The sequence below is a fragment of the Comamonadaceae bacterium OTU4NAUVB1 genome (genome assembly GCA_024372625.1).
Lineage (GTDB): Bacteria > Pseudomonadota > Gammaproteobacteria > Burkholderiales > Burkholderiaceae_C > Variovorax.
The window spans coordinates 1293280-1309211 of the sequence record CP099605.1 but is presented as its reverse complement, the minus strand read 5'-3'; the positions used below and the strand labels follow the sequence as shown (position 1 = coordinate 1309211).

General features: G+C 71.2%; 13 protein-coding genes. 3 read left to right on the top strand and 10 right to left on the bottom strand.

The genetic code is table 11. The features are described 5' to 3' along the window. Window positions 1-14: 14 nt before the first annotated feature. Genes NF681_09510 through NF681_09500 form a run of 3 tightly spaced genes read left to right on the top strand, consistent with a single transcriptional unit; the run spans window position 15 to window position 3210 of the window. Window positions 15-1568, top strand: a complete 1554-nt coding sequence (locus tag NF681_09510) for a fumarate hydratase (protein UST55381.1) — start codon at window positions 15-17, stop codon at window positions 1566-1568. Beyond that, window positions 1565-2440, top strand: a complete 876-nt coding sequence (gene murI, locus NF681_09505) for a glutamate racemase (protein UST55380.1) — start codon at window positions 1565-1567, stop codon at window positions 2438-2440. The genes NF681_09510 and murI overlap by 4 nt, the downstream gene beginning before the upstream one ends. After that, window positions 2437-3210 (top strand): hypothetical protein, encoded by a 774-nt coding sequence (locus NF681_09500; GenBank protein UST55379.1) that lies wholly within the window; start codon window positions 2437-2439, stop codon window positions 3208-3210. The genes murI and NF681_09500 overlap by 4 nt, the downstream gene beginning before the upstream one ends. Before the next feature lie 9 nt (window positions 3211-3219). Here the strand turns inward: NF681_09500 and pip are convergent, their stop codons facing one another. From pip to NF681_09450, 10 genes are all read right to left on the bottom strand, one after another. Then, a complete protein-coding gene (pip, locus tag NF681_09495; GenBank protein UST55378.1) occupies window positions 3220-4200 on the bottom strand; it encodes a prolyl aminopeptidase in 981 nt (326 codons plus the stop codon). Between the two features lie 17 nt (window positions 4201-4217). After that, entirely contained in the window at window positions 4218-4598 is a 381-nt protein-coding gene (locus NF681_09490; GenBank protein ID UST55377.1) for a VOC family protein, read from the bottom strand. A 13-nt stretch (window positions 4599-4611) separates the two neighbouring features. After that, window positions 4612-5487: an ABC transporter permease gene (locus NF681_09485; protein ID UST55376.1), complete on the bottom strand. Its 876-nt coding sequence runs from the start codon at window positions 5485-5487 to the stop codon at window positions 4612-4614. Continuing rightward, window positions 5484-6308, bottom strand: coding sequence for an ABC transporter ATP-binding protein (locus tag NF681_09480; protein ID UST55729.1), 825 nt, complete (start codon window positions 6306-6308; stop codon window positions 5484-5486). The genes NF681_09485 and NF681_09480 overlap by 4 nt, the downstream gene beginning before the upstream one ends. 104 nt (window positions 6309-6412) lie before the next feature. Next, window positions 6413-7456: an ABC transporter substrate-binding protein gene (locus NF681_09475; protein ID UST55375.1), complete on the bottom strand. Its 1044-nt coding sequence runs from the start codon at window positions 7454-7456 to the stop codon at window positions 6413-6415. Between the two features lie 35 nt (window positions 7457-7491). Further along, window positions 7492-8394 (bottom strand): TauD/TfdA family dioxygenase, encoded by a 903-nt coding sequence (locus tag NF681_09470; GenBank protein ID UST55374.1) that lies wholly within the window; start codon window positions 8392-8394, stop codon window positions 7492-7494. Window positions 8395-8597: 203 nt separating this feature from the next. Further along, the gene (gene mdeB, locus NF681_09465; protein UST55373.1) at window positions 8598-11243 is read right to left on the bottom strand and encodes an alpha-ketoglutarate dehydrogenase; all 2646 of its coding nucleotides are present in this window, start codon (window positions 11241-11243) and stop codon (window positions 8598-8600) included. A 78-nt stretch (window positions 11244-11321) separates the two neighbouring features. After that, entirely contained in the window at window positions 11322-12671 is a 1350-nt protein-coding gene (locus tag NF681_09460) for an MFS transporter (protein ID UST55372.1), read from the bottom strand. A 22-nt stretch (window positions 12672-12693) separates the two neighbouring features. Next, window positions 12694-13332 carry a hypothetical protein gene (locus NF681_09455; GenBank protein UST55371.1) on the bottom strand — a complete coding sequence of 213 codons (639 nt, stop codon included), beginning with the start codon at window positions 13330-13332 and terminating at the stop codon, window positions 12694-12696. A 141-nt stretch (window positions 13333-13473) separates the two neighbouring features. After that, window positions 13474-15930, bottom strand: coding sequence for an ATP-dependent DNA helicase (locus tag NF681_09450; GenBank protein ID UST55370.1), 2457 nt, complete (start codon window positions 15928-15930; stop codon window positions 13474-13476). Between the last annotated feature and the right edge of the window lie 2 nt (window positions 15931-15932).

The following is a 15932-nucleotide window of genomic DNA, read 5'->3' as shown; positions in this document are numbered from 1 at the left end:
ACGAACGACGTCCCATGACCACCACGATCCAGCAGGCCGACCTGATCGAATCGATCGCCGCGGCCCTCCAGTACATCAGCTACTACCACCCGGCCGACTACATCGCCCACCTCGCGCGCGCCTACGAGCGCGAGCAGAGCCCGGCGGCCAGGGACGCCATCGCGCAGATCCTCACCAACAGCAAGATGAGCGCGACCGGCCAGCGCCCGATCTGCCAGGACACCGGCATCGTCAACGTGTTCCTGAAGGTGGGCATGGACGTGCGCTGGGGCGGCTTCACCGGCAGCCTGGACGACGCCATCAACGAGGGCGTGCGCCGCGCCTACAACCACCCGGACAACACGCTGCGCGCCTCGGTCGTGGCCGACCCGCAGTTCGCCCGCAAGAACACCGGCGACAACACGCCGGCGGTGATCTTCACGGAGCTCGTGCCCGGCGACAAGCTGGAAGTGACCGTCGCGGCCAAGGGCGGCGGCAGCGAGAACAAGAGCAAGCTCGCCATGCTCAACCCGGGCGACAGCGTCGTCGACTGGGTGCTCAAGACCGTGCCGACGATGGGCGCGGGCTGGTGCCCGCCGGGCATGCTGGGCATCGGCATCGGCGGCACGGCCGAGAAGGCGGCGCTGATGGCCAAGGAGAGCCTGATGGACGACCTGGACATGCACGAGCTGCAGGCCAAGAAGGCCTCCGGCGCCGAGCTGACCAACGTCGAGGCGCTGCGCATCGAGCTCTACGAGAAGGTCAACGCCCTGGGCATCGGCGCGCAGGGCCTGGGCGGCCTGTCCACCGTGCTGGACGTGAAGATCCAGATGTACCCGACGCATGCGGCGAGCAAGCCCGTGGCCATGATCCCCAACTGCGCGGCCACCCGCCACGCGCACTTCACCATGGACGGCAGCGGCGCGGTCTACCTCACGCCGCCGTCGCTCGACCTGTGGCCCGACGTCGACTGGGCGCCCGACTACAACAAGAGCAAGAAGGTCGACCTCGACACCCTGACCCCGGCTGAGGTCGCCAGCTGGAAGCCCGGCGACACGCTGCTGCTCAACGGCAGGATGCTCACCGGCCGCGACGCCGCGCACAAGCGCATCGCCGGCATGCTGGAGCGCGGCGAGCCGCTGCCGGTGGACTTCACCAACCGCGTCATCTACTACGTGGGCCCGGTCGACCCGGTCCAGGGCGAGGCCGTCGGTCCGGCCGGCCCGACCACCGCCACCCGCATGGACGGCTTCACCGAGATGATGCTGGCCGAGACCGGCCTGATCGCCATGATCGGCAAGGCCGAGCGCGGCCCGGTCGCCATCGAGGCCATCAAGAAGCATCAGAGCGCCTACCTGATGGCCGTGGGCGGCGCCGCCTACCTGGTGAGCAAGGCCATCAAGACGGCCCGGGTGGTCGGTTTCGCCGACCTGGGCATGGAGGCGATCTACGAGTTCGACGTCGTCGACATGCCCGTGACCGTGGCGGTGGACGCCGGCGGCACCAGCGTGCACATCACCGGCCCGGCCGAGTGGCAGCGCCGCATCGCCTCGGGCGAACTCAAGACCATCGTGCTGGAGACGGCTTGAGCCCTGAGGGGAAACGCCCCATCGGCGTCTTCGACAGCGGCATCGGCGGGCTGAGCGTGCTCGCCGCGCTGCGCGCCGAACTGCCGCGCGAGGACTTCGTCTACTTCGCCGACACCGGCCACGCGCCCTACGGCGAGCGCAGCGAGGCGTACGTGGTGCAACGCACGCGCGCCGTCGCGACCGGCCTGATCGAGCAGGAGCGCATCAAGGCGCTGGTGGTGGCGTGCAACACCGCCACCGCCGCGGCCATCCACGTGTTGCGCGCCGAGCTGCCCGGGTTCCCGCTCGTCGGCGTCGAGCCGGCGCTCAAGCCCGCCGTGGCGGCCTCGCGCACCGGACGCATCGCGGTGCTGGCCACGCGCGGCACGGTGACCAGCCGCAAGTTCGCGCTGCTGCGCGACGCGTTCGCCGCGCAGGCGGATTTCAGCGTCGTGGCCTGCGACGGGCTGGCCAGCGCCATCGAGGCCGGCGAGCCCGGGCCGGTCGCAGCGCTGTGCGCGCGCTACGTCGCCCAGGCCGGCCGCTTCGGCACCGCGCCGGGCGAGATCGACACGCTGGTGCTGGGCTGCACGCACTATCCCTTCGCGGCCGACGTGCTGCGCCGGCACACCGGCGCGGACGTGCGCTTCATCGAGACCGGCGTGCCGGTCGCGCTGCAGACGCGCCGCCTGCTCGCGGCGGCCGGCACCCTGGCGCCGGTGGCGGGCGAGGACGACGGCGACGCCATGGACCCGGGCGCTGGCGCTGGCGTGGGCGTGGGCGTGGGCGTGGGCATCTCCGCGCATGCCGGCACCGTGCGTCTGACGGGCACGGGCGATCCCGCGACCCTGCGCGCGGCCGCCGCGCGCTGGCTCGGCGGACCGATCGGATGACGCTGCTGCGCGCGCGCCTCGCGGCGGCCCTGCTGGCGGGCACCTGCGGCCTCGGCCACGCAGCCTGCGACACCGGCCTGGCCGAGCGCATGCACGGCAAGCTGCATCCGCAGCGCACGCTCGACCACGAGCGGGCGGTCTGCGAGCCCTGGCGCGGCATGCTCGGCCGCTTCATCGTGCTGCTGCCCCTGCTGCGGCCCGCCACCGATCCGGACGTCACCGAGTACGACCTCGACGTGCTGGTGGTGCAGCAGGCCGACAACGGCAACACCGAGCGCGCGCGCATCGTCGGGCGCCTGTTCGAGCCACGCGCGCTGGTGGTGGAGGACGACCGCACCGTCGCGACGCTCAAGGTCGACACCGCCCGCTACGTGCTCGCGCCGGACGCCCGGGCCTTCGGCGTGCGCACGGTGGTGCGCGGCACGACGCGCGCCGATCCCTACGAGAGCGAGCGCCTCGCGCTGTACGTGCCGCAGGCGCAGGGCACGCAGCTCGACAAGGTGCTCGACGACCTGGAGGTGACGCTGGAGCGCGGCGTCTGGGACAGCCAGTGCAGCGGCGACTTCCAGGCCGTGCGCGGCAGCGTGTCGGTCGCGCGCGGCGCGAGCAACGGCCGCGCCGACCTCCTGCTGTCTCAGACCGCGTCGCGCAGCCGCTCGAGCCTGCAGGGCGAGGAATGCGTGACGCGCGAGCAGCCGGCGACCTTCCGCTCGATCACGCTGCGCTTCGACGGCAAACGCTACCCGGTGCCCCGGCGCGCGACGCCCTGAGCGCGCGGCCTAGGTCGGGTCCTGGCGCGCGAACCGGTCGGTCGCCGCCACCAGGCGCTCGACGATGCCGGGTTCCGACCACGCGTGGCCGGCGCCCTCCACGAGATGGAACGCCGCCTCCGGCCAGGCCCGGTGGAGCGCGTGGGCATGACGCGCCGGACACGGCATGTCGTAGCGGCCGTGCACGATCACCCCGGGAATGCCGTGCAGCCGGTGGGCGTCGCGCAGCAGCTGGCCTTCCTCCAGCCAGGCCGCATGGGTGAAATAGTGGTTCTCCAGGCGCGCGAACGCCAGGGCGAAGCGGTCCTCGGCGTGCGACGCGGAGAACGCCGCATCGGGCAGCAGCGTGATGGTCTCGCCCTCCCACAGGCTCCAGGCCCGGGCCGCCTCGATGCGCCGGGCGGCGTCGTCGCCATGGAGCAGCCGGCGGTAGGCGGCGATCATGTCGCCGCGCTCCTCCACGGGAACGGGCGCCTGGAAACGCTCCCATTTCTCCGGAAACATCTCGGACACGCCGAAGCGGTAGTACCAGTCGAGTTCGGCCCGGGTCAGGGTGTAGACACCGCGCAGGATCAGCGCGTCGACCCGCTCCGGGTGCGTCTGCGCATAGGCCAGCGCCAGGGTCGAGCCCCACGAGCCGCCCAGCACCAGCCATCGCGCCACCCCGACATGGCGACGCAGGCGTTCGATGTCCGCGACCAGGTGCCACGTGGTGTTGGCCACGAGGCCGGCGTCGAGCCCGGCATGGGGCGTGGAATGCCCGCAGCCGCGCTGGTCGAACAGCAGCACGTCGTAGCGCGCCGGATCGAACAGTCGCCGGTGCGCGGGCGAGATGCCCCCGCCGGGGCCGCCGTGCAGGAACACGGCCGGTCGGCCACCCGGCGTGCCGATGCGCTCGTAATGCACCGTGTGGCCGTCGCCGACGTCCAGCGATCCGCGCTCGTAGGGCTCGATCGCCGGGTAGAGGCAGGCGTCCGCGTGTGCAGCCATGGTGCGTCGCCTCTCCGTCAGTCCACGGTCTCGGAGATCTCGATCAGGTTCAGGTCCGGATCGCGCAGGTAGACCGACCGGAGCTTCGACACCGCGCCCGTTCGCGCCACCGGCCCCTCGATCACCGTCAGGCCGCGCACCGCGAGCCGCGCCACGACCTCGTCGAGCGGCACGCTGGCGATGAAGCACAGGTCGAGCGCCCCGGGGACCGGCAGGTGCGCCTTGGGTTCGAACTCGTGGCCCTTCACGTGCACGTTGATCTTCTGATTGCCGAAGCGCAGCGCCTTGCGGTCCGCGCCGAAGCGCTCCAGGGTCATCCCCAGGCCGTCGACGTAGAAGCGCAGGCAGGCCGCTTCGTCGGTGGTGGTGAGGACGAGGTGGTCCAGGTGGTCGATCACGGCGGCTCCTTCTTCAGCGTTGTTGCCCCCACTTTCGCACGGTCAGGCGTTCGAGCGTCGCGAAACCGAGGCTTTCGACCAGCAGGCCGATCAGCACCACCATCGCCAGGCCGGCGAAGACGCGGTCGGTGTAGAGCTCGTTGCGGTTCTGGAAGATGTACCAGCCCAGGCCGCCCCGGCCGGACGAGGCGCCGAACACCAGCTCGGCCGCGATCAGCGTGCGCCAGGCGAAAGCCCAGCCGATCTTCAGGCCCGACAGGATCGCCGGCAGCGCCGCCGGCACCAGGATCTGCAGCACGAACGGCAGGCCGCGCAAGCCGTAGTTGCGCCCGGCCATGCGCAGGGTCTCCGGCACGCCCTGGAAGCCGGCGTAGGTATTGAGCGCGAGCGGCCACAGCACCGAATGGATCAGCACGAAGACCAGGCTGCCGCGTCCGAGGCCGAACCACAGCAGCGCCAGGGGCAGCAGCGCGATGGCCGGCAGCGGGTTGAACATCGAGGTCAGCGTGTCGAGGATGTCGCGGCCGATGCGCGTGGACACGGCCAGGGTCGTCAGCGCGAAGGCCAGCAGCACGCCCGCGAGGTAGCCCTGCAGCAGGATGCCCAGCGAGATGGCGACCTTGTCGATCAATTCGCCGGAGGCCACGCCCTCGACCAGGGCGCGCGCGGTGGCGGTGAAGGTCGGCAGCAGCAGGTCGTTGTCCTGCCAGCGCGCGGCGACCTCCCACAGGGCCGCCAGCACGACCAGGATCAGGCCCTTGCGCAGCCAGCCCTGCGACCAGACGCGCGTGCCTAGCGGCAAGACGCGCTCGACGGGGAGTTCGGTGAAGGGTGCCAGCGTGCGCTCGTATTCGGGGCGCACGGGGGGTGTCAGGGTCGTCGGGTTCATGGCGTGGCGACCGCGTCCTGCGGTTCGTCGAACAGCATGCGGTGGATGCGCTGGGCCGTGGCCTGGAATTCGACGCCGCCCTGGCTGCCCAGGTCGAAGGCGTGGCTGTTGATCTCCGCGCGCATGCGCCCCGGGTGCGGCGACAGCAGCGCGATGCGGTTGCCCACCACCAGCGCCTCCTCGATCGAGTGCGTGACGAACAGCAGCGTGAAGCGCACCTCGTCCCACAGCGCCAGCAGCTCCTCCTGCATCTTGCGGCGCGTGAGCGCGTCGAGGGCGGCGAACGGCTCGTCCATCAGCAGCACGCGCGGCTGCATCGCCAGCGCGCGGGCGATCGCCACGCGCTGCTTCATGCCGCCGGAGAGCTGGTGCGGATGCACGTCGGCGAACTTGTCGAGGCCGACCTTGGCGAGGTAGTGCATCGCCCGCTCGGCGGCCTCGCGCCGGCCCAGCGTGCCCGACGCCCGCAATGGGAACATCACGTTCTCCTTGACGGTCTTCCACGGCGGCAGCTGGTCGAACTCCTGGAACACGACGATGCGGTCGGGTCCCGGCGCGGTGACGGCGCGGCCGTCGAGCCGGATCTCGCCCTCCACCGGCGCGATGAAGCCGCCGATGGCCTTGAGCAGCGTCGACTTGCCGCAGCCCGAAGGGCCCAGCAGCACGAAGCGGTCGGCCTCGAAGACGTCGAAGCCCACGCGGTGCGTGGCGCGCACGACGCGCTCGGGCGTGCGGTATTCGAGGCTGACGCCATCGACCTGCAGCAGCGGCGTGTCCGGCGCGCGCGCCCTGCCCTCGCGCGCGGCGACAGGGGTGGGGATCGGCGGCGCGGGCCTCGCCGGTGCGGCGGGTGCGGCGCCCGGGCCCGCCTGCTCGCGCAGCGAGAACGGTGTGGGACCGGCGGCGGCTTTCGCGAACGCCACGCTCAGTTCCCCTTCGCGTTGTGCGCGTCGTCGAAGAAATAGTCCTTCACCGACACCGGCTTGTTCTTGATCGCGCCCACGCGATGCATGAACGTGGCCAGCGCGAGGGTGTTCTGCGGCGTGGTCTTGAACTGGACCTCCGGGCTCCTGATGAGCTTGAGCAGCAGTTCGCGATCGAGCTTGGCGTTGCCGCCCTTGAGGTAGATGTCGGCCGCCTGCTCCGGGTTGGCGGTGACGAAGCGGGCCGCCTCGTCGAGCGCGTCGACAAAGGCCTTGTACGTCTTCGGGTTGGCGTCGCGGAATTTGCCGGTCGCGTAGAGGACCGTGGCCGAGGCCGGGCCGCCGAGCACGTCGTAGGAATTCAGCACGACGTGCGCCTGCGGGTTGCCCGCGAGCTCCTGCTCCTGGAAGGGCGGGCTGCCGAAGTGGGCGTTGATCTCGGTGCCGCCCTTGATGATGGCGGCCGCCGCGTCCGGGTGCGGCAGGGCGACGCTGGACTTGTCGAGGCGGGCGAATTCCTTGTCGCCCCAGACCTTGGCCGAGGCCATCTGCAGCACGCGCGACTGCACCGACACGCCCACCGCCGGCAGCGCGACGCGGTCCTTGTCGGTGAAGTCGGCGATGGTCTTGACCGCCGGGTTGGTGCTCACCAGGTAGTAGGGGAAGTTGCCGAGCGAAGCCACGCCCTTGACGTCCTGTCGGCCCTTGGTGCGGTCCCACAGCGTCAGGAGCGGGCCGACGCCGGCCGCGGCGATCTCGATGTTGCCCGACAGCAGCGCGTCGTTGACGGCGGAGCCGCCCGAGAGTTGCAGCCATTCCACCTTGGCGTCGACGCCCGCGGCCTTGGCGTGCTTCTCGACCAGCTTCTGCGCCTGCGCCACGTCCAGCAGCAGGTAGACGATGCCGTACTGGCGGGCGATGCGGATCTGGCCCTCGGCCTGCGCGGCGAGGCTGCCCGCCAGCAGGCCCAGGCCGACCACCGCGGCGGCGGCGCGGCGGGTGAAGCGGTGCCGCGCGGAGCGTGGCGGAGCGAGGTCGGGGTTCATGGCAATGGGGTTCGCAGTGGCGGTCATCGGGGCGGTCAGAACGGCGTGTCGCCCACGACGGTGGTGCGGTTGAGGCGGCGGCGCAGGTGGTCGGGCGTGCCGGCGGCCAGGTGCATGAGCGAGCGGTTGTCCCAGAAGACCAGATCGTGCGGCTGCCACTGGTGGCGATAGACGAATGCCGGCTTCACGCTGTGGGCGAACAGTTCGGCCAGCAGCGCGTCGCCCTCCTCCTGCGGCAGATCGACGATGCGGGTCGTGAAGTGCTCGCTGACGAAGAGCGCCTTGCGCCCGGTCTCGGGGTGCGTGCGCACCACCGGATGCACGGCCGGCGCGACCTGGTCGATCTGCGCCTGCGAGAGCTTCGGGCGCCACGGGTTCTTGGCGCGCAGTTCCTCGTACTTGGCGAGGTAGCTGTGTTCGGCCTTCAGGGGCAGGATGCGCTGCTGCAGTGCGGGGTCGAGCGACTCCCACGCCAGGTGCTGGTCGGCGAAGAGCGTGTCCCCGCCCTCGGCGGGCAGCTCCTGCGCGTGCAGCAGCGAACCCAGGCTCGGCCTGGGCTTGTACGAGATGTCGGAATGCCAGTAGACGCCCGCGTCGCCCAGGCCGATCGGCTCGCCGTTTTCCTTGATGTTGGAGACGATGAGGATCTCCGGATGGCGCGGCAGCTGGAACTGGTGCAGCACGTGGATCTCCAGTTCGCCGAAACGCCGGCTGAACGCGATGTGCGCGTCGGGCGAGACCCGCTGGTCGCGGAAGACCAGCACGTGGTGGTCGAGGTGGGCGCGGTGGATGCGCGCGAAATCGGCATCGTCGATCGGCCGGGAGATGTCCAGGCCCACGATCTCGGCCCCCACGGGGGCATCGAAGGGACGCACCTCGAAGGTCTGGGAGGGCGTGGAAGTCCGGGGCTCGGCGACGGAATTGGAAACGGAGGTCATTCGAATCATCCTGGGAAAGCGCTCACCTGCATCGCAGCAGTCACGCGATGCCGCACTCTAGGCCTCCCCCGGCACCGGACCAACGATTGATTCCTTGCTTGCTTATAAGGAAACTATATGAAAAGTGGCTTTGGAAAAACTCCTACGACATAACGAGCCACGGCCCGATGCAACCGGTCGGCGACGCACGCTGGCCATCGCGCTCAGGCCATCGCGTGTCGGGCCGCGCGCGCGATGCTGGCCGCATCGACACCGAAGAACCCGCGCAATGCCGCGCGCGTGTCGCTGCGCCCGAAGCCGTCGGTGCCCAGCGTCAGGTAGCGCCGGCCCTCGGGCAGCCAGGCGCGCACGCTCTCGGGCACGGCGCGCACGTAGTCCGTCGCCGCCACGATCGGGCCCGCGCCATCGCGGAGCTGGCGGGCGATGAACGGCTCGCCCGCGGCTTCGCCGCGCAGCGCGCGCGCCTCGCAGGCGGCGCCGTCGCGCGCCAGCTCGCTCCAGCTGGTGACGCTGAAGACGTCGACGCACAACCCCTCCCGGGCCAGCTGCCGCGCCGCCTTGACCACCTCGCTCAGGATGGCGCCGGAGCCCATCAGTGTGACGTGCGCCGGGCCTTGCGCGCCATCGCCCGCATCGAAGCGCCCGAAGCGCCAGCACCCGCGCAACACGTCGGCGTGCGCCTCGGGCGGCAGGCTGGGCTGGGCGTAGTTCTCGTTCATCAGCGTGACGTAGTAGAAGACGTCGCGCTGCTCGACCAGCATCTCGCGCAGTCCGGCGTCCACGATCACCGCCATCTCGCCGGCAAACGCGGGGTCGTAGGCCTTGCAGTTGGGGATGGTCGCGGCCACCAGGTGGCTGCTGCCGTCCTGGTGCTGCAGGCCCTCGCCCCCGAGCGTGGTGCGCCCCGAGGTGGCGCCCATCAGGAAGCCGCGCGCGCGCTGGTCGGCGGCCGCCCAGATGGCGTCGCCCACGCGCTGGAAGCCGAACATCGAGTAGTAGATGTAGAACGGCAGCATCGCCAGGCCGTGCACGCTGTAGCTGGTGGCCGCGGCCGTCCAGCTGGCGATGGCGCCGGCCTCGCTGATGCCCTCCTCCAGGATCTGGCCGTCGGTGGCTTCACGGTAGCTCAGGATCGAGTCGATGTCCTCGGGCGAATAGCGCTGGCCGACGCTCGAGTAGATGCCCACCTGCTTGAACAGGTTGGCCATGCCGAAGGTGCGCGCCTCGTCGGCCACGATGGGCACCACGCGCGGGCCGAGCGCGGGGTCCTTGAGCAGCGCGCCGAGCAGCCGCACGAAGGCCATGGTGGTGCTCATGTCCTTGCCGTCGGCCTCCAGCGCGAACCTGGCGTAGGCGGGCAGCGCGGGCACGGGCACCACGTCGCAGGCGGTCTCGCGCCGGGGCATCGAGCCGCCGAGCGCGGCACGGTGCGCCCTCAGGTAGCGCATCTCCAGGCTGTCGTCGGCCGGTTTGTAGAACGACAGCGACGTGGCCTGTTCGTCGGACAGCGGCAGGTCGAAGCGGTCGCGGAAGCCGATCAGGTCGGCGCTCTCGAACTTCTTGTGCGAATGGGTGGTCATGCGGCCCTGGCCGGCGCCCATGCCGTAGCCCTTCTTGGTATGGGCCAGGATGACGGTGGGCCGGCCGCGATGAGCCGCCGCCGCCGCGTAGGCGGCGTGGATCTTCACCAGGTCGTGGCCACCGCGCTTCAGGCGGTCGATCTGCTCGTCGCTCAGGCCCTGCACGAGGCGCGCGAGCTCGGCGTTCTGGCCGAAGAAGGTGTCGCGGTTGAAGCGCCCGTCCTTGGCCGCGAAGGTCTGCATCTGGCCGTCGACCGTGTCCCCGAGCGCGCGCACCAGCGCGCCGGTGAGGTCGCGCGCGAACAGCCCGTCCCAGTCGCTGCCCCACACCAGCTTGATCACGTTCCAGCCGGCCCCGGCGAACAGCCGCTCCAGCTCGTCGATGATGCGGCCGTTGCCGCGCACCGGGCCGTCCAGGCGCTGCAGGTTGCAGTTGACCACCCAGACCAGGTCGTCGAGCTTCTCGCGCGCGGCCAGGGTCAGCGCGCTCATGGATTCGGGCTCGTCCATCTCGCCGTCGCCGAAGACGCCCCATACCTTGCGCCCGGCGCAGTCGAGCAGCCGCCGGTCGGTGAGGTAGCGCATGAAGCGCGCGTGGTAGATCGAGCTGATCGGCCCGAGCCCCATCGAGCCGGTGGGAAACTGCCAGAAGTCCGGCATCAGGTACGGGTGCGGGTAGCTGCACAGGCCGCGCGCCCCGCTGCCGTCGGCGCGGGTGGCGGCCGGCGCGGTGAGCTCCTGGCGGTAGTGCAGGAGGTCGTCCTGCGACAGCCGGCCCTCGAGGAAGGCGCGCGCGTACACGCCCGGCGCGCTGTGCGGCTGGAAGAACACGAGGTCGCCGCCGTGGGTGTCGCTGCGGGCGTGGAAGAAGTGGTTGAAGCCGACCTCGAACAGGTCCGCCGCGCTCGCGTAGCTGGCGATGTGGCCGCCCAGCTCGCCATAGGCCTGGTTGGCGCGCACCACCATCGCCAGGGCGTTCCAGCGCATCAGCGAGCCCAGGCGCTCCTCCATCGCGAGGTCGCCGGGAAACACCGGCTGGTCCTCCGCGGCGATGGTGTTGACGTAGGGCGTGGCCAGCTCGGGCGTCCAGCCGATGCGCTGGCGCCGCGCCAGCCGGGCGAGCTCGTCGAGCATCGCGCGCGCCCGCGCCGCGCCGTGCGAGGCCGCCAGCGCCAGGAAAGCATCGCGCCACTCGGCGGTCTCCACCGGATCGATGTCGGGGATGGTGTCGTCGGGCTGCGCGGACGCGCCAGGTTGAATGCCGTTCATGGGTCGGGTCTCCGTGGGATGTCCCGATCGGACCACAGCCCGACCCGTCGGCGCAGCCGGCAGGTGTCGCCCCGGCGTCTAGGCCGCCGCCGACGCTCCGGGCTCGTCATGCAGCGCCAGCGCCCGCCCGCGCCGCATGTCGATGGGGATGAGCAGCAGCAGTCCGCCGACGAAGAACACGCTCGTCGCCACGATGGCGATGCGCTGGTTGCCGCCGGTCATCCAGGTGATGGCGCCGTAGCTCAGCGGTCCGACGATGCTCGCCAGGCGCGTGGCGAAGGTCCACAGGCCGAAGAACTCGCCGGCACGACGTGGCGGCGCGAGCCAGCCGGTCATGGCGCGCCCGGCCGACTGGCTCGAGCCCATCGCCAGCCCGGCGATCACCGCCGCCCACCAGAAGTCGCCCTTGCCGCGCGCGGCCGCGGCGATCACGCACACCGCGATCCAGGCGACCAGCGTGACCGACAGCGCGCGCCGGTGGCCAAGCGCGTCCTGCAGGTAGCCGAAGGCGAAGGCGCCCAGGGCCGCCGCGATGTTGAGCACGAAGATCAGCGTCATCGTCTCGTGCGCCGCGAAGCCGATCACCTGTTGCGCATAGATCGCCGCCAGCGTGATCGCCACCGCCACGCCGGCCTGGTAGCACACCGTGCACGCCAGCAGCCACATGAAGTCGCGGTGGCCGCGCGCCTCGTCGAAGGTGCGCCGCAGGCGGGCCCAGGCCTTCTCCCCGGCCGCCACGGCCGGCTCCGCCACCGCGCGTTCGGGCAGCAGCGCGAAGGTGACGCAGGCGGCGCCGCCGTAGAAGACGGCCGTGATGAGCATCGTGACGGGCACGAAATGCGCGGCCGGCAGGCCGCGGCCCTGCGCCCACAGCACATAGCCCAGGCACAGCCCCAGCGCCAGCATGCCGCCGAAGTAGCCGAACCCCCAGCCCCAGCCGCTGACCTTGCCCATGCCCTCGGCCGTGGCCAGTTCCGGCAGGAAGGCCCCGGTGAGCGACTCGCCGTACGAGTAGAAGACGTTGGAGACGACGATCAGCGCCATGGCCAGCGCCACGCCGGCGGGCACGACCTGGCCCGGCGCGCCGCCCTCGGCGAAACGCGGCGTCAGCGCCAGCGCCGCCGTGGCGACCACGCAGCCGGCCGTCGCCATCGTCAGCACGCGCTTCTTGGCGGCGTGCCGGTCGGCCCAGGCGCCGATCGCGGGCATCGTGAGCATCACGATCGCGTAGGAGATGCTCAGCGCGGCCGTCCACACGAAGGTGGCCCAGGGCGCGCCCTGGGCGATGCCACCGACGAAATAGGCCGCGAAGACCGCCGTGATGACGACCGTGGTGTAGCCGGAGTTGGCGAAGTCGTACATCGCCCAGCCGAAGACATCGGCACGGCGCACGCCCGGACGCAGCGCCGAAGCGGGAAACAGGCTCAAGGCCGGGCCCGGTGCGTCGCGTTCAGTGCAGGTGGCGCGGCCGGCGGCCGCCGCCGTGCCCGCCCGAGCCGGCGCTGCCCGGACCGCCGCTGCCACGCGGGCGCTTGCCGATCTCCAGCGAGTTCACCAGGGCGTCGAAGCGCTCGCCGAACAGCTTGTCGATCTCGGCGACGACGCCGCCGAGTTCGGCGCCGTCGAAATGGCGCTCCATGAGGTTGACCACGTCCTCCACCAGCAGGTCGCGCTGCACCTGCATGATGGCCGCCGGATTGGGGCCGACGAACAGCATCACGAAATCGTCGCGCGACTCGTCCTCGTCGTCGCCCTCTTCCTCGTCGTAGTCGGTGTCGTAGAAGGTGACCTCGATCGCGGCGCCCTGTTCGGCCAGCTCGTTGAGGGCCATGCACATCTCGTCGAGTTCCTGGCGGAAATCCTCGTCGCCGGCCACCGTCCAGCACATCTGGAGCATGTGCTCCTTGGCGTCGAACCGCAGGCCCGGCTCCTCCTCGTAGGAACTGGTGGCGCCATCGGCCAGCGAGCGCGCCCCGGCATACGTCCACAGCGGCTTGAGCGCTTCCTGGATCTGGGCGAAGGTGACGTCCGAACGCAGCGGCACGTCGCCGTGGACGTGGATCTCGAATGGAGCGTTGTAGCGTGGCATGGGGGGCTCCGGGGATGTTTCGTGAGGCCCGGATCACGGCGTGGCGCGATCTGCGACGGGCGATTTGAGTCGATGATACCCGCAGCTTTCCATGCGGCCAGGTGCCCAAACACCCCTCGCGGAGGCGACCGACGGGCGCCTTCAGGTCGCGGGCGGCGACGGCGGCAAAGCGCCCGGGGGGGCGTCGATTCCATGCGGTCGGCGGCTGTCGACGACCTCGATGTGCCACCACGGCGGCAGCAGGCGCCGCACCCCGGCCCGCGCGAACCGGTCGTCCAGCAGGAACAGCACGCCGGTGTCCTGCTCGGTGCGGATCACGCGCCCGGCAGCCTGCACGACCTTGCGCAGGCCCGGATAGAGATAGGTGTAGGCGTACCCGTCGCCGAAGCGGGCCTCGATGCGTTCGCGCATGGCTTCGTTGCGCGCGTCGTGCTGCGGCAGCCCGAGGCTGGCCACGAACGCGCCGATCAGGCGGTCGCCCGGAAGGTCGACGCCTTCGCCGAACGCGCCGCCCAGCACCGCGAAGCCCACGCCCTCCCCGCCCGGTCGGAAGCGTTCGACGAAGGCCTGGCGTTGCGCCTCGCGCATGGCGGCCGACTGGGTCCAGGTCGCGATCGCCGGATGGCGGCGCGTGAACAGCGCGTGCGCGGCGTCGAGGAACTCGAAGCTGCTGAGGAAGACCAGGTAGTTGCCCGGTCTGCGGGCGAATTGCGCGGCCACCAGGTCGACCAGACGCTGCATCGAACGCGCCCGGTCGCGAAAGCGGGTGGACAGGTCGGCGGCGATGCGGACCTCGAGCTGCGCCGCGCGGAACGGCGAGGCCACCTCCAGCTCGATCGCATCGCCGGGCAGGCCCAGCATGTCGCGATAGAACGCGAAGGGCGCGATGGTGCCCGAGAAGCACACCGTCGTCATGGAAGCGGTGAAGCGCCGCTGGAGGAAGGGCGCCGGCACGAGGTTGCGGATCGCGATGGCGTTGCCTTCGCCGGCCGCGCCGAGCACGCTTTCGAAGACCGAATGACCGACCAGCGAACCGGCGCACAGGCGGGTGAACTGCAGGGCGTCGAAGAAGAAGCGCTGCAGCGGCGCCGTCGTCGCCATCGCGTCCGGCGACACGCGGTCCGGGATCGGATCGGCCCTCGCACCCGCCGTCGACGCGGCGACGGACGAGGCCGATGCCGCGAAATGGTCCGCCAGCACCGCGACGGCGTCCCTGAGCGCGTCGTGCAGGCCCTCGGGCACCTCGTCCCGCGCGACGTGCCCGGTGGCCTGTTCCTTCTGCAGCGCTCGCCATTCACGGCCGACCCGCGCCACGGCCGGCCGCACGTGCGCGGGCGCCTGCAGGCGCGCCGCCTCCATCTCGCTGGCGCGCAGTTCGGCCGAATACATGCCGCGCGCCCGATCGAGCAGGTTGTGCGCCTCGTCGACCAGCACGGCGACCCGCCATTCCTCCTGCCGCGTCAGGGCGAACAGGAAGGCGCTGGTGTCGAAGTAGTAGTTGTAGTCGGCCACCACCACGTCGGCCCACCGCACCATCTCCTGCGCCAGGAAATACGGGCAGACGTCGTGCGCGCGGGCGATGTCGCGCAATGCCGGGACCGTGAGGCGGTGGGCGACCACGGCCTGCCCGCGCGCCGCCGGCAGGCGATCGTAGAAGCCGCGCGCGAGCGGGCAGGCCTCGCCGCTGCACGCGCGACCCGGGTACTCGCACACCTTCTCGCGCGCGGCGAGCTCGACCACGCGCAGGGGCACGCCCGCCGCCGGCCGCGCCAGTAGGTCGAGCGCCTCCAGCGCGACCCCGCGCCCCGGGGTCTTCGCGGTGAGGAAGAACAGCTTGTCGGTCCCCTGCGGTGCCCAGCCGCGCAGCAGCGGGAAGATCGTCGCCACGGTCTTGCCGATGCCCGTGGGCGCCTGCGCGATCAGGCAGCGTTGAGAGGCCGCGGCGCGGTAGACGTGCTCGGCGAGTTCGCGCTGGCCGGCGCGGAAACCGGCGTGGGGAAACGCGAGGCCGTCCAGCGCCCGGGACAACTCGACCCGATGGCGGGCCTCCTGAAGCGCCCAGTGCATGAAGCGACGGCACAGCGCTTCGAAATCGGTGCGCAGGTCGTCGCGCCGATGACGCGCCTCGACCACCGTCTCCTCGTTGGTGGCGATGTCGAGGTAGACCAGCGCGACATCGATCTCGTCCAGATCGTGCCGCTCGCACAGCATCCAGCCATAGGTGCGCGCCTGCGCCAGATGCAGTGCCCGGTGGTTCTGCCGGATGGCGTCGAAGTCGCCCCGGAAGGTCTTGATCTCCTCGACGCGCGGGCAATCGGCGTCGCCATCGCCCGCGGCCTCGAAGCCGTCCGCGCGCCCGCGCACGAGCAGGCCCTCGAAACCCGTAGAAAGCGTCACCTCGCTCTGGTAGGTGGGACCGCGCCGCCCCTGCACCCACTGATGGCCGGCGATGCCTTCCTGCGCGGTCGGCGCCGGCGCGAAACGGAAGTCGAGGTCGCCCGCTTTCGCACCGAACTCGCACAGCGCACGCACCGACACCCGCAGCGCGGGCGGCGGACCGGCCTGGGCACTCGCATCGGTAGGGAAAGGATCGGCCATGG

Excerpts from the sequence above, each read along its gene's own strand:
- pip (UST55378.1), bottom strand. The coding sequence starts at position 4,200 with ATGGCTGCACACGCGGACGCCTGCCTCTACCCGGCGATCGAGCCCTAC.
- NF681_09500 (UST55379.1), top strand. The coding sequence starts at position 2,437 with ATGACGCTGCTGCGCGCGCGCCTCGCGGCGGCCCTGCTGGCGGGCACC.
- NF681_09450 (UST55370.1), bottom strand. The coding sequence starts at position 15,930 with ATGGCCGATCCTTTCCCTACCGATGCGAGTGCCCAGGCCGGTCCGCCG.
- NF681_09475 (UST55375.1), bottom strand. The coding sequence starts at position 7,456 with ATGAACCCCGACCTCGCTCCGCCACGCTCCGCGCGGCACCGCTTCACC.
- NF681_09455 (UST55371.1), bottom strand. The coding sequence starts at position 13,332 with ATGCCACGCTACAACGCTCCATTCGAGATCCACGTCCACGGCGACGTG.
- NF681_09485 (UST55376.1), bottom strand. The coding sequence starts at position 5,487 with ATGAACCCGACGACCCTGACACCCCCCGTGCGCCCCGAATACGAGCGC.
- NF681_09470 (UST55374.1), bottom strand. The coding sequence starts at position 8,394 with ATGACCTCCGTTTCCAATTCCGTCGCCGAGCCCCGGACTTCCACGCCC.
- mdeB (UST55373.1), bottom strand. The coding sequence starts at position 11,243 with ATGAACGGCATTCAACCTGGCGCGTCCGCGCAGCCCGACGACACCATC.
- NF681_09510 (UST55381.1), top strand. The coding sequence starts at position 15 with ATGACCACCACGATCCAGCAGGCCGACCTGATCGAATCGATCGCCGCG.